The 14,005-nt window shown below is 42.9% G+C and carries 12 protein-coding genes; 4 read left to right on the plus strand and 8 right to left on the minus strand.

From position 1 onward, the window contains the following. The first annotated feature begins 91 nt into the window (after nucleotides 1-91). Both M1L62_RS04540 and M1L62_RS04545 read left to right on the plus strand, forming a co-directional pair. A complete protein-coding gene (locus M1L62_RS04540) occupies nucleotides 92-727 on the plus strand; it encodes a response regulator transcription factor (RefSeq protein WP_254411817.1) in 636 nt (211 codons plus the stop codon). A 588-nt stretch (nucleotides 728-1,315) separates the two neighbouring features. Next, nucleotides 1,316-1,948, plus strand: a complete 633-nt coding sequence (locus tag M1L62_RS04545; RefSeq protein ID WP_254411818.1) for a LuxR C-terminal-related transcriptional regulator — start codon at nucleotides 1,316-1,318, stop codon at nucleotides 1,946-1,948. 150 nt (nucleotides 1,949-2,098) lie between these two features. Here M1L62_RS04545 and M1L62_RS04550 read toward each other — a convergent pair whose 3' ends face one another. The 4 genes from M1L62_RS04550 to M1L62_RS04565 all read right to left on the minus strand — a co-directional run bounded on the left by M1L62_RS04550 (nucleotide 2,099) and on the right by M1L62_RS04565 (nucleotide 8,766). Next, nucleotides 2,099-2,716 carry a hypothetical protein gene (locus M1L62_RS04550; protein WP_254411819.1) on the minus strand — a complete coding sequence of 206 codons (618 nt, stop codon included), beginning with the start codon at nucleotides 2,714-2,716 and terminating at the stop codon, nucleotides 2,099-2,101. A 72-nt stretch (nucleotides 2,717-2,788) separates the two neighbouring features. Then, nucleotides 2,789-4,006, minus strand: coding sequence for an efflux RND transporter periplasmic adaptor subunit (locus M1L62_RS04555; protein ID WP_254411820.1), 1,218 nt, complete (start codon nucleotides 4,004-4,006; stop codon nucleotides 2,789-2,791). Nucleotides 4,007-4,012: 6 nt separating this feature from the next. Beyond that, the gene (locus M1L62_RS04560) at nucleotides 4,013-8,353 is read right to left on the minus strand and encodes a CusA/CzcA family heavy metal efflux RND transporter (protein WP_254411821.1); all 4,341 of its coding nucleotides are present in this window, start codon (nucleotides 8,351-8,353) and stop codon (nucleotides 4,013-4,015) included. A 92-nt stretch (nucleotides 8,354-8,445) separates the two neighbouring features. After that, nucleotides 8,446-8,766 carry a DUF6660 family protein gene (locus M1L62_RS04565; RefSeq protein ID WP_254411822.1) on the minus strand — a complete coding sequence of 107 codons (321 nt, stop codon included), beginning with the start codon at nucleotides 8,764-8,766 and terminating at the stop codon, nucleotides 8,446-8,448. A 175-nt stretch (nucleotides 8,767-8,941) separates the two neighbouring features. Between M1L62_RS04565 and M1L62_RS04570 the strand changes: the two genes are divergently transcribed. Beyond that, the gene (locus tag M1L62_RS04570) at nucleotides 8,942-9,229 is read left to right on the plus strand and encodes a type II toxin-antitoxin system RelE/ParE family toxin (RefSeq protein WP_254411823.1); all 288 of its coding nucleotides are present in this window, start codon (nucleotides 8,942-8,944) and stop codon (nucleotides 9,227-9,229) included. Then, complete coding sequence (locus M1L62_RS04575) at nucleotides 9,168-9,560, plus strand: helix-turn-helix domain-containing protein (protein WP_445439626.1); 393 nt, start codon at nucleotides 9,168-9,170, stop codon at nucleotides 9,558-9,560. The genes M1L62_RS04570 and M1L62_RS04575 overlap by 62 nt, the downstream gene beginning before the upstream one ends. A 60-nt stretch (nucleotides 9,561-9,620) precedes the next feature. Here M1L62_RS04575 and M1L62_RS04580 read toward each other — a convergent pair whose 3' ends face one another. The 4 genes from M1L62_RS04580 to M1L62_RS04595 form a co-directional block, all read right to left on the minus strand. Further along, nucleotides 9,621-10,793, minus strand: a complete 1,173-nt coding sequence (locus M1L62_RS04580; RefSeq protein WP_254411824.1) for a glutathionylspermidine synthase family protein — start codon at nucleotides 10,791-10,793, stop codon at nucleotides 9,621-9,623. Between the two features lie 44 nt (nucleotides 10,794-10,837). Further along, complete coding sequence (locus M1L62_RS04585) at nucleotides 10,838-11,449, minus strand: Cj0371 family chemotaxis-regulating polar lipoprotein (RefSeq protein ID WP_254411825.1); 612 nt, start codon at nucleotides 11,447-11,449, stop codon at nucleotides 10,838-10,840. 257 nt (nucleotides 11,450-11,706) lie between these two features. Beyond that, nucleotides 11,707-12,972, minus strand: a complete 1,266-nt coding sequence (locus M1L62_RS04590) for an aminotransferase class V-fold PLP-dependent enzyme (RefSeq protein ID WP_374760287.1) — start codon at nucleotides 12,970-12,972, stop codon at nucleotides 11,707-11,709. Between the two features lie 135 nt (nucleotides 12,973-13,107). Further along, nucleotides 13,108-13,854 carry a M23 family metallopeptidase gene (locus M1L62_RS04595; protein WP_254411827.1) on the minus strand — a complete coding sequence of 249 codons (747 nt, stop codon included), beginning with the start codon at nucleotides 13,852-13,854 and terminating at the stop codon, nucleotides 13,108-13,110. Between the last annotated feature and the right edge of the window lie 151 nt (nucleotides 13,855-14,005).

Raw genomic sequence — 14,005 nt, forward strand, 5'->3', positions numbered from 1 at the left:
CATAATCTGAACGATCCTTGTAGATATATTTCGACCATCCTCGCAGCGCATAAATAATTAGATTTGCGAATATCATACATACTAGTTATTCATGAACATATTAATTATCGAGGATCACCCTTTAATCCGAATGGGGTTGAAACAGCTGATTACAGAATCAGATCCCAAAGCAACGGTTTCTCAGGCTGATAATTTCCCGGCAGGAATATCTTTATTAGAGCATGAAAAATTTGACCTTCTTATTCTTGACATCGACGTACCGGGAGGTGAGAACATAAGAATGATGGAGATGGTCAGAGAAAAACAACCGGATATACTTATCCTGATCCATTCCGGTTATGATGAAGAAGTGTATGCGTTACCGTATATGCAGGCCGGTGCAGATGGATTCCTTTCCAAACAAGCTTCTCAGGAAGAATTTCAGGCAGCTTACAAAGCGCTCGTGAACCGTGGAAAATATGTCAGTTACCGCATACAGCAAACGTTACTGAATAACCTCGGTGACAACAATTCCAAAAAGCTGAAAAATCCGATTATGACGCTGTCTCCGCGGGAAATTCTGGTGATGCAGCTGCTGACTGAGGGGAAATGGACCAAGGAAATTGCTTCGTTACTCAACGTGAAGGAAAATACGATCAGCACTTACAAAAGAAGGATATTTGATAAACTGGAAGTTGCGGATGAAATCGAATTATCCAAAAAAGTATCACTTCTTAAGAACTTCTGAACCGGCCGCAATCGTTCGTTCAAAATTTCATTTGTACTGAATATCCGCCGTTATACCGCCCTGCTTTCTGAAAATAGCATCCTGCATACACCGGTTAGCAATAATGGCCAACTTACGTGAGTTGAGGAAATTTGATTCTATTCCTGATATTAACGAAAGTTGGTTACAAGAATCATAATCCTTTCAGAATCCTGCAAAACGCCTCCCGGCAGTTGAAAAATCTCTTTCTACATCAGTATTCATGGAAGCATAGAGATCATTCTACAAAAGAGAATAATGTTGTCGACAAACACATTCAAAAATGTACGTTAGATTTGATTCCGATAAGATAAATCAAAAATCATCGACACACACACTTTTCAGAATATAATTTATGAACATTATGCCCACACTAGTTTACAGTTCCGCCATCTTTGAAACCGTTATCAATCAGCTCATAACGGTTTCGAAGAGGCAAAATTCAGCATACCTGATTCATTCCTGAACGCCAATAACACTCCTGCTTACCATAATCATTACCACACACGAACGGGTTGGGCCAAGTCGTGATCTCAACTTTTATTATTAAACAAATTAACCTGCATCAAAATGACACGAACATTGCTATTGATCAAAAATGATTTTTTCCGTTTAGGTATCATTGCTTCAATTCAGGAAAACGTCAGCAATCCATATATCGAGGAAACCGATAGCTGGGAAAACATTCAGATTGCGCTTAGAAAATCATATTTTGACGTACTCATTCTGGATATTCGTTTGTCAAACCTCACCAATCTGAATAGTTTTGACAGTATCAGAAGGATTCAGCCTACGATCAAAATACTTATTCTTGGTGAGGAAAATGAAAAAGTCTGGGCAATTCCTTATCTGAAAAAGGGCGTGGACGGCATATGCCTGAAAACAATGACGAAGTTTGAGTTTCAGTCGGCATTCAATACCGTCATGAAAGGGCGCAAATATTTATTTGACGGAATCACCGATTTTCTGCTGGAAGGATTGATGGACCATAACTTAATGACGCTGCTTTCCGTAAGAGAGTCTGAAATTCTTCAATTGCTTTTAAAGGGATTCCGTACCGCAGATATTGCAAAACAGCTCGGCCTCGCTCCTTCCACGATCAGTACCATGAAGTTTAAAATTTACCGCAAAATGCAGGTAACCAATGTTGTCGATCTGGCTAGCAAAGTCAGTTCCTATCAATCCAAAGCGCAATTGATATAGTTCAAAAATAGCCTTCCTGAAAATTTTCAGTGTACCTTACCTTCGTGAACCACATTTTAAAACACAAAAAAGCTGTCTCAAAATCAATTGAAACAGCTTTTTTGTGTTTATTTAACAATCTTTTATTCTTCTCAGAACATTTTTCCCTGATCAGTGAATGAAGAAAGTCACGATACCAACCAATATTAAAATAACCCCGGTGATCCGCTTTTCGTTGTGTTCAATAAAGTCCGTGTCCACAAGGTGTATCCCTTTAAAGGCCAGCATAACCAGTCCCACAATGCCTGCGATGCTCGTGACCGCATAAACCAGAGCTAACAATAACACATTTCTTACACCGAATGCTCCGGCGGAAAGGAAAAGACTTTCCACTTCAAGACATGGCGAGAGAAACATCATCATCACAAAGATCAGAATCCAGCGCGTCCTCGACTTTTTGTATTGTTCAACATCTTCACCCGCACCATGATGGTGGTGAGGCAGATTAACAGAAAAGTAGATCAGTCCAAAAATGATCAGTAGCACAGGCGCGATAATGTCCACAAAATCGCTGTATTGATCGGCCAGCCTGGTCCCAATAATGCCAAGAATGATACCCAGCGCCACTGTACCCGCTACATGCGCCAGAGAAATAATAAATGCAACGCTCAACAAGTCGGTCCGCTCCCACTTTTCTGCTTTCGCAACGGCCACCAGCGGCAGCCAGTGATTGGGTATCAAAGCATGAACCATTCCAAGTAATATCGTGGCGGTGATGATACTATACATAGTTTTTAATAAAATAATGACGCGAAAAATATTGTCGTTTTTCGCAAAGTAATTTTGTCCGACGGTGCCATGCTAATGTTCATGTCCTCCTCCGCCTTCACTTTTCAATAAATGACTTTGAATATAATAAGAGCCTTTCAGCACGATACGAGCATCTTTTCCCAGGTTTTGCAAAGGTGTCACCTGCACATAACCCAGCTGCATCGTACCCGATTTTACCTCAACGCGCTGAAAATGGTATAACTTCGTCTTACCCTTCTCCTCATGTTCTGCTTCCAGAATGAATATAAATTCTCTGCCATCGGCTTTGATAACAGCATCCACCGGCAAAGCGTTTACTTCGTTCTTTCCAATATCAATCAAAGCATTGACATACATACCCGGAATGAGGATCTGCTTGTCATTTAAAATATCTGCATGCACGGCCACAGACTTCGTTTCGTTTTCAAATGCCTTGCCAACACTGAAAATTTTCCCCTGGATTTCTGCATTATCCTGATTTGTCAAAACAAATCGCACCGTCTGATTCGGCTTTACTTTTTGCAGGTCTTTTTCATAAACCAGTAAATCCACATGCATTTTGCTGTTATCGACAATACTAAAAAGCGCGGTACCAGGCTGTACATTACTGCCAATTTTGATATTCACCTCTGTGATATATCCGGATATGGGCGCAGTGACAGCAACGGTCGATGAAATATTACCGGCACCAGAACCGCTGATATGCAAAAGGCTTAATTGTTTTTTCAGCGAGTTATACTTTACCTTTTCCGTTTCATAATCAGATTTTACTTTCTGAAATGCCTTTTTCGCGTTTACATTCTCTTCCGATAAGGTTTTTTGTCTTTCAAATTCGGCACTTAAAAATTCCAGATTACTCTCCGAGGTCAGATATGCTTCCTGAAGTTTCGTAAACTCCGGACTTTCCAGTGTCGCAATAGTCTGACCTGCATTAACATGCTGGCCTTCGATCACCTTAATGGATTTTACAATGCCCGCCATGAATACCGACACATCCGCCTGATTCTGAGGCGGGAGTTTTGTATAACCGTTCGCATTGATGACTTCGCTCAGATTTTTCGGTTCAAAAGTCCCCAGCACAATATCCGACGCGTTATACTGTGCTTCGGTAAGCTCTACCTCCTTATTTTTAGGCTCTTCATGTTCCTTTTCTGAATGTTTTTCTTCCTCTTCTTTATCCGTTTCTGCTGGTCTCTGGCAGGAAAAGATGCCTCCAAGTAAGAATAACCCCAGCATAAAACTTATATATATAATCTTTTTCGTGTTCATTATTTCCTATTGGTTTAATACATATTGCAGGCCTGCAAATGCCTGGTTAAAGTCCGCGACCGCCCTCAGATAATTCATTTCAATATCCAAAGCTGTTTGAACACCCTGGAGATATTCCACATAGGAAATTTCTCCGCTTTCATAACCTCTTGCAGCGTTGGTAGAAATCGTCTGTGCATTCGGTAGCGCAGAGGCGAGATAATAATCCACCAGCGACTGAGAAGTGTAGAGCTGGGTTAACTGCTGCTGGTACTGACTTTGCAGCTGCGATGCCAGATAATCTGCATTTTTCTGCTGCATTTGAATATTTGTTTCCGCAGCCTGTATTTTGGATTTATAACTCTTCGAGAAAATCGGAATGGCAATACCGGCCTTAAAACCCTGAAAACGGGGGGCTCCGTTATAACTGACCGTCCGGCCATTTATTTCCTGATTGCCAGTCAGCGACTGAATGAAATATCCAGCCGTAAAATCAGGCATCAGCATCGCCTTTTCAAGATTTTTACCTGCTCTTGCCATTTCCACCTGTTGCACGGCATGAAGAAAAGCAGGATTTTGCCTGATTGCCGTACTATCGAGCAACGATGTTACGGGCTGTGTATTGAAAACAGTATCACGGACCATAAAATCCGAGTCCAGGTTAAGCAGCACCCTCAGTTTTGACTTCTCAATTTTGATCAGACTTTCATTTTGATGAATTCTTTGACGGATTTCATCTTGCCGCGTCACGGCCGTTGTCTTTTCCAACAGATTGGTTTCACCGGTTTCAAACCGTAACGTGGCAGCTTTAACGAACTGTCCCAACAGACGGTTTTGTTTTTCAAGTAAACCATTTAGCTTATTGAGATAAAGAATGGCAACCCAGTTTTGGCGGATCACATAGGTAATCTCTCTTCTGGACTGATCCAGTTTTAACTCGCTTCCTTTAAGGTTACTATTAAGCACTTCCCTGCGCGCACTGTATTGAAACGGACTGAAATTTTGGGAGATATCATAATTCTGATCAAACGCCTTCGTGTTATATTGCCCGAACATTCCACCAATATTGGTTTTGGGGAGATCAAACGCAGAACCTTTTAACTGGGATTGCATCTTGATTTCAAGCTCTCCCGCCGAAAGAAGCTGGTTATTTTTTAGTCCCAGCGCTATGGCTTCTTGCAGATCCAGCGTCTTCACCGGCTGCGCATTGGCTCCCGAAAAAGACAAAATAATCAGCAGCACCGCTATCACCGATGATTTACCCGTTTCCAGACCTTTCTCAAAATACCAGTAGAGGATCGGTAAAACAATAAGAGTTAAAAGTGTGGCACTGATCAGCCCGCCAATCACGACGGTCGCGAGCGGTTTTTGAACCTCTGCACCGGCACTTGTACTTAAAGCCATGGGAAGAAAACCCAGCGAGGCCACGGCCGCGGTCATCATGACAGGTCGCAAACGAATATGCGTTCCAACCTTGATACGCTCCATCAAATCAGAAACGCCTTCGGCCTTAAGTTGATTGAAATAGCCGATGAGCACAATACCGTTCAAAACCGCAACCCCGAACAAAGCGATAAAACCAACGCCAGCCGAAATACTGAAAGGCATGTCACGGATCCAAAGTGCAAACACACCCCCAATTGCAGAAAACGGGATAGCCGTATAAATCAGCATGGATTGGGTTATCGAACGAAAAGTAAAATAGAGCAGTACAAAAATTAATAAAAGTGCCACAGGAACTGCCACAGCAAGCCTTTTATTGGCTTTGACAAGATTTTCAAACTGTCCGCCATACGTGACATAATAACCCGGTGGCAGTTTCAGTTTCTTATCCAGCTTCATCTGAATCTCGTCGATCACCGTTTTTACATCTTTATTTCTGACGTTAAACCCGACGACAATTCTGCGTTTCCCTTCTTCCCTGCTGATTTGCATGGGGCCGGGCTCGTAGTTGATATCGGCAACCTGTTCCAGTGGAATCTGACTGCCGGAAGGAAGCGAAACAAAAAGTGTTTTTAGATTTGAAATATCCTGTCTGCGGTCAATGGCGAGGCGAACCACCATATCAAAACGTTTTTCGCCTTCGTACACCACACCTGCAACTTCACCCGCAAAACCGGTCCGGATGACTTTATTGAGATCTCCCACATTTAGCCCGTAAAGCGCAAGTTTGTCCTTATTATACCGCACCGTAATCTGGGGTAAGCCGGAAACCCGTTCCGCTTTTGCATCCGTAACGCCTTCAATACCCTGAATAAGTTGCAGAACATCATCACCGGCACTGACGAGTCTGTCAATATCTTCTCCAAAAATCTTGATCGCCACATCGCTGCGGATGCCAGTCATCAGCTCATTAAACCGCATCTGAATCGGCTGGGAAAATTCCGTCGTTACCCCGGGGATTGTTTCAAGCGCTTCCTCCATTTTGGCCATCAGCTCCTCCTTGGTCGTGGCTGACGTCCATTCACTTTTATCTTTTAAAATGATAATCATATCCCCTGCTTCCATCGGCATCGGGTCTGTCGGGATTTCAGCGCTGCCGATCTTCGTTACGATCATTTTCACTTCCGGAAACTTCGCTTTCAATATCTGCTCTGCCTTTGTTGTTGCTTCAATTTCTTGCGTTAAAGAACTTCCGGAAGCAATAATCAGGTGCGTTGCAATATCCCCTTCATCCAAAGTAGGAATAAATTCCCCGCCCAAAGTGCTAAAAACAAAGCCAGCAATAACCAAAAGTGCGAAGGCCGTTAATATGACAAGTCCTTTCATTTTCAGCGACCAGGCAAGTACGGGCTGATAAACACGCTGTAACGCATTCATGATTTTATCACTGATATTGATTTTATGACCGGTTTCCTTTTTCAAAACCAGCGCACTCATCATCGGGATGTAGGTTAATGACAGAATAAACGCACCGAGAATCGCAAACGAAACAGTTTGTGCCATAGGCCCGAACATTTTTCCTTCTATACCAACCAAAGCCAGAATCGGCAGATAAACGATCAGAATAATAATTTCACCGAAGGCAGCGCTGCTACGAATTTTGGAAGATGCTTCATAAATCTCCTGATCCATTTCAGCAGCAGTCAGTTTCCCTTTGGTGCTGATCTGTAATCGATGAATGATGGATTCAACGATGATGACGGCCCCGTCCACAATCAATCCGAAATCAATCGCGCCCAGCGACATCAGGTTTCCTGAAACACCGAACAGGTGCATCATGCTCACCGCAAATAGCAGCGACAAAGGGATCACCGATGCAACCACGAGACCTGCCCGTAGATTTCCAATCAGCAGTATCAACACAAAAATGACGATCAGTGCCCCTTCGAGAAGATTTTTCTCAACAGTTCCAATCGCCCGGTCAACCAGTTTGGTCCTGTCTACAAAGGCTTCGATGGAAACTCCTTCCGGTAAAGATTTTTTAATTTGCTCCATCTTAGCCTTAACACTGGAAACCACTTCGGCGCTGTTTTCACCTTTCAGCATCATCACCATGCCACTAACCTCCTCGCCTTTTCCATCTTTCGTAACCGCTCCATAACGGATACTGCTGCCAATCTGAACCGTAGCCACATCACGGATAAGAATTGGAATCTCGTTTTTGGTTTTGACAACGATCTTGTTGATCGCATCAATTCCGTTGACCATGCCGATCCCACGGATGAAATAAGCATACGGCTTCTTGTCGATGTAAGCGCCACCCGTATTTTCGTTGTTCAATTCCAGCGCATCCAGTATTTCTGCGATGGTGGTATTCATTGCCTTCAATTTATCGGGCTCTATCGCGATTTCATATTGTTTTAAACTCCCGCCAAGGGTATTGACCTCCGCCACGCCGGGTGTTCCAATAAGCTGCGGCCGTATAATCCAGTCCTGAATCGTCCTGAGGTCGGTGGCGGAATATTGCTTTTCAAATCCTTTTTGCGGAAAAACGACATACTGATAGATCTCTCCCAGCCCTGTGCTGATGGGTGCAAGTTCCGGATTTCCCAAACCCTTCGGAATTGTATTTTCGGCTTCTTTAAGGCGCTCCGAAATTTGGGCTCTCGCCCAGTATATATCTACGTTTTCCTCAAAAACAACGGTAACCACACTCAATCCAAACCTGCTGATTGACCGTAATTCCACGATTTTGGGAATAGGTTTTATGGCCAGCTCGATCGGATAAGTAATAAATTGCTCAACTTCCTGCGTTGCCAGCGTTGGCGAAGTAGTAATGATCTGCACCTGATTGTTGGTAATATCAGGCAGGGCATCGATAGGCAGTTTGCTAAGTGAATAGCTGCCCACACCTATCAGCGCCAACATACACAAGCCAATAATAAACTTGTTATGTATACTGAAATGAATGATTTTATCTAACATGAAAATTTAATTACCAAATAACGAATAGGACAAAGTGCCGATGCCAACCCAGCGGGCCAGAACCTTAACTTTTCACCAAAAACAAGACGTTATTAAGCAATCTTCGGCGGCTGCCAAATGGAGAAGGAAATTTCAGGGCGGGATGAAACCTGATAATTCGGGAATTTTAAAGAGGCGAAAACTGCCCTGGGATTTTCAACAGCTGCGGTGGTATATTGAAAAACCGTGGAAGCCGCACAGCAGCTGCACGTACAAAAAGGTGTACAGGCTTCTGTAACGTGTTCGTGAGCCTTATGCTCCGAAGCCGCAGAAATTTTCAGCTCCTCCTTGTCATTACATTCCTTCACATCGCCGCACGGGAAGCACGACAACGTTAAAATGTAAAGACTTAATATGAGCTTGAATATTTTCATCGGGGGCAAAGATAGGAAATTGAGAATAGAAAAAAGTTATTACCAAAATGAATTTAAGCAGGAAATCAAATATCGTGTTTCCAAATATAGAAACTATTTGTATCTTTAATAAAAAATACATTGCAATACTTTCACACACTATTTCTGGAAGAAGTCGATAAGTTTTTGGAGGGCCTTGAAAAAAAAGGCGACCCGAAAGATTCTGTATAACATTGAACTTGCAGAGCAAACCAATGATCCGCGATTATTTAAAAAACTAAATAATGACATCTGGGAATTCAGGACCCGGTATGGTAGTCAGCAAATCAGATTATTGGCGTTTTGGGATAAAACGGATGGAACAAATACCTTGGTACTCGCAACACATGGTTTTATAAAAAAGGTCGATAAAATTCCGTCAAATGAAATCGAGCGTGCAACAAACATTAGAGCAAGATATTTTGAAAGCAAACTTAAAAGATAACGTTATGGAAAATACAGAAATGAAAGCCTTGTCGTTGGCAGAAATGAAAGATAAGTTTCTCGGAAAAACGGGAACAGTCGAGAGAGATGAATATGAGTATGAACTTAGGATGGATATTTTGGGCAGAATGATTAAAACTGCCCGACAGGAGCGTAAGCTGACACAAGAGGAATTGGGTCAACTGATTGGGGTTCAAAAAGCACAGATATCAAAACTTGAAAGTAGCGCTAATAGTGCGACGATTGATACAATCTTAAAAGTATTCAAAGCTTTAAACGCCGACATCCATTTCAATGTAACTTTGGAAAATCAACGGTTACAATTGATCTAGTGCGAATAAAGCCTACCGGGCGATAGGCTTTAAGACTCACAACTTTTAGCCAGCAGTTATTTATTCAACAATATGCCCAACAAACTGCGCGGTATTGTCAAGAATTTTTCCACCGCGACGAAAGCCCAGTGCGCAGGGTTCCCCGGTATAAAATACGCCCGCCTGATAAGAAAAACCTTCTCCATCTACGGGGAATTCGGTATATTCCTGATAAACTCTTTTTTGGGAGTCATAGTCTCCCTCTACCTTTTCCAACACTTCGCCGCCCTTTTCCATAATGGAAACATTGGCGCCTTCCCGGCCGAAAAGCACTTTACTTACCGACTTTTTGTGCGTAATCGGATGGCGTTCCGTTTGCAATAGCAACGGATGATATGGGAATAAATCCCACAATACTTTTAAAATATACTTCGACTGAAATAACAAAGTATACGCCGGGTTCAAAATGACAGCGCGACGGTTTTTAACAATATCTGTGAGCATGACAGCCAATTCAGGTTCGTCGTCGCCGATATATTCCCAGGGAATCAGTTTGAACCAGAAATCAAAACGGACAAAATTACCCGAACCGGAAGTCTCCTGTTTAAAAATTCCTTCCTGAGCAAATTCTACTTCATCGATGTAAGCAAAATCAACCTCGAACCCTGCTTCTTTTGCCGCCTCGGAAAGGATGTTCACGTTGGTGTCATCTTCGGGAAAATCACGCATTGCCGAGAAAAGGATCGAAGGCGTCAGGTCGTTATTTACCAGTTTTATATACTGAAACTGCCTGACCAGAGTTTCATAAAGTGTGTTAAACTGCTTCGAATCATCCTCGCCGTTGGTACGTAAATGCGCCCATTGCACCACCGCCGTTTCGGGCAGACAGGTCGCAGTATCCGCGTTAAACTCAATAAGTTTTACCGGTTGATCATCAAATCCGCCGGCGAGATCGAATCGTCCGTAAAGATGCACATTCCGGTCTTCTTCCCAGGAAAGTTTGACGAGTTCAATCAGGTTTGCCGGAATGCCCATCTCTGCAAAAAGTTCGTGATCAATCGCATACTGGCCTGCTTCCACAAACATATCATACAATGTCCCAGCCGCTTCATAATATTGGGTAGCCGTTTCTTCGCTAATGATCACCACTTCTTTACCAAGATATGGCGTTGTGTCCGTACCCAGCATCCAGTTCCATCCAAGTTTTTCAAGTGCCTGCTCCGGAGGATTTGGCAGGGATTTTAATTTTATCATAAGTATTTAAAAATAGTCAGAAATTTTGATTCGGATGACTTCGGTCAGCCTCCGCTTCTTCCTGAAAATCTGCCAAAAAATCCGCTGCGTCCGCCGGATGGTCTTGAAGTTACCGTTCTTGTTGAACGCGAGGCATTTACATCACTATAAGCACTTTGTGACTTATTGAATGCTCCCGGATTAGCATAAAACCCTCCACGGGAAGTTTCCCTGTCCCGGTAGTTATTGATGTAACCATTACCAGAATTACGCCCCAGCATATAACCAATTCCTCCATACAAAAGCATGCTCGAAAGTCCGCTGTGATGCCCCACATAAGACTGGTTATGACGAATTTCATTATCAATTAAAGCTTTTGCCGCAGTGGTCGACAGCGAATCGGTATGACCGTCGAGATAAGTCACAATGGCCAGCGACTTGTCTGCTGCCACACTTTCTTCATCGGTAATTTTAAACTCGCCCGGTTTTACCTCTTTAATATGCGACCGGATCCCTTTGGAATAGGTCGTTTCTTCGTAGCTATAATCAGATTCATCATCCTTTGACGAACAGCCCGTCATCATTGCACCTCCCGACAAAATGGCAAGTGTTAATGCGCTGCTGAGCGTTATATCCTTGGCCCTTTTTATAAAAGAACCGTTGCGTTGTTGTGTCATGGTTTATAACAGAATTTGTTCCGGTTAAAGAATATACCAAATGTAACGGTTTGCCGGACAGTAGCGAAACCAATTTGTTCAAACGGTCATATCCATTACTTTTAATGTCCTATTTGTTATAAAAGCGGCTGGCGAAATGGATAAATGGTTTGCAAAAAATTGGACATAAAAAAAGATCTGGCCGTTTGGCCAGATCCAGATCTATCAACTGCCCGAAAGCAATTCTTAATTCTTAATTCTTAATTCTTAATTCTTAATTAAGCTTTCTTCGCTATTTTCTCCAAAGCGCCAACCAGTTTATCCAGATCACTTATTTTAGTATACACATGAGGCGTTACCCTCACGCACTGCACACTTTCATAACTGATTCCGACCGTATGGATTTTAAAATCGTTGAATAACTTGCTATCGAGTTCTGTCGGCTTAAGCCCTTCAACACTTACGCCCGCTATCGCACAGGAATATTCCGGTTTCAGCGACGTATGAATTTTCACGCCGGGAATCTCTTTTGCTTTTTCTGCCCAGTATTTTTTCAGATAATGGATGCGCTCCTGTTTACGTTTTGTCCCAATTCCTTCCTGAAAATTAATCGCCTCACCAATCGCCTGCTCGATACAGAAACTTCTCGTGCCCAGAGTTTCAAATTTCCGTATATCCGCACTGGTTGGTTCGTGGTTGCAGACCAACGGCCAGATTTTAGCAATTTTATCCTTTTTGATCCACATCATGCCACTGCCCACAGGCGCACTCAAAAACTTGTGCAGGCTGGTTCCAAAATAGTCACATTCCAGATCCGGAATTTTGAAGTCGAGCAGCCCAAATGAATGCGCGCCATCGACAATCACCTCAATCCCTTTTTTATGCGCCATCTGGCTGATCTTTTTAACCGGCATAATCTGCCCGATCCAGTTGACGATATGTGTAATGTGAATGATTTTTGTCTGAGGCGTTATCGCATCTTCATAGGCTTTGACGATCTGATCATCGTTTTCAATCGGAAATTCAAAAGAGAGCTGTTTGTAAACGATCCCGTCGCGCAGCTGACGCTGACGCCAGGCATTCATCATGTTGGGATAGTCAAATTTGGTCCCGATCACCTCGTCGCCTTTTTGTAACGTCAGACCAAAAATGACCGTATTAAGAGCTTCGGTAGCATTACGGTTTATGGCAATTTCTTCGGGATCACAGCCGCCGAGCGTTGCCAAACGCTGACGTAAAGGCTCACGTCCTTTGTCCATAATCCGCCACATGTAGTAAGACGGGCCCTGTGCAGCCTGTTTATTGTATTTTTCCAGCGCCTGCTGAACGACAATCGGAGAAGGAGAAACGCCGCCGTTATTCAGAATGATAATCTCACTTTTACTTGCTGTGTACGCATCCTGAATGGTTGCCCAGTAATCGTCGTTGGTTTCGCTGTCGTCTTTCCAAAACTTTTCAGCATTTTGGAAATCAGCAGCATGGAGTTCATTAAAAAGACTGTCGATTCCAAATGCGCCCATACCCAGGGCAGCACTTTTTTTCATAAAAGAACGGCGGTTGTTCATAGCAAAAGAGGTTAGGAAGTAGTAAAAATGGAGTGATAATAAAATATTGTTAAAATAAATTTTACGTCAATTTTTAACCAAGCCACCTTCCTGCATCAATCCATCGCTACCCGGCTATTGTTTTACTATTGCATTCATCAACCAGTCATAAGTATCGCCCGGTTCAGGCAACGCGTCTTTATTTAATTTCAAAAACATGAGATGCAAATGCGTCGGTGAGCGTCTCTTGAAAGCATTAAACCCGCTGCGACCCATTTCCGAAATTTTGTCCCCGGCGTTTACCCATTGCCCCGGCTCAACAAACAAAACATTGTTGTGGGCATAATAAAATAAACCATCCAGGCAGGGATCGTAGATCCATATCCAGTTTCCGCCCCGCAAATCACTATCGTATTTCCAGTTATTTTCCACTGCCACAACCACACCCGATGTAAAAGCCAGTACTTCCACAGGTTTCCAGGTACGATCATCGAGGTTGTCCTGGTTTTTATCATAGACAAAAAGGTCATGCGCCGGATGGCTTCCCTTTACATCCATATCGAAAAGGTCAAAACCATCTGCCCTATACCCCATGCCTCTGCCACCAATGGATTTTTCAGGCGTATATCCCTTGATGGGAAATACAAAATAAGTTGAATCACCCATGCGGCAGGTATCACCATTGTGAAACGTAGCCCTGATATTTCTGATATTCTCCTGCCATGCCCTGGCCGCAGAGTCGGGTGTTATGACACAGTCCCGGATATCCTGCTGTATCTGCCGAAAAGTAGCACAATACGTAAGCATGCTATTTTTCGGTATGGTCTGCGTATTCCATCCTGCCATCCCCACAATCAGCAGCAAGCCAATTATTCTTTTCATTGTACCCTCCAACAGTTTTCCCCAGCTAAACGACATTTTGTTTTTTGATAACCCCTGCATCTTCCTAAATATAATAAATTGCAGCAAATGTATTTCAATAGCATTAAAAATGTGCTATAAATTCCTTTAAAGTAAAACAACTAAACATAAA

Origin of the sequence: Dyadobacter diqingensis (assembly GCF_024220585.1) — a bacterium.
GTDB lineage: Bacteria > Bacteroidota > Bacteroidia > Cytophagales > Spirosomataceae > Dyadobacter > Dyadobacter diqingensis.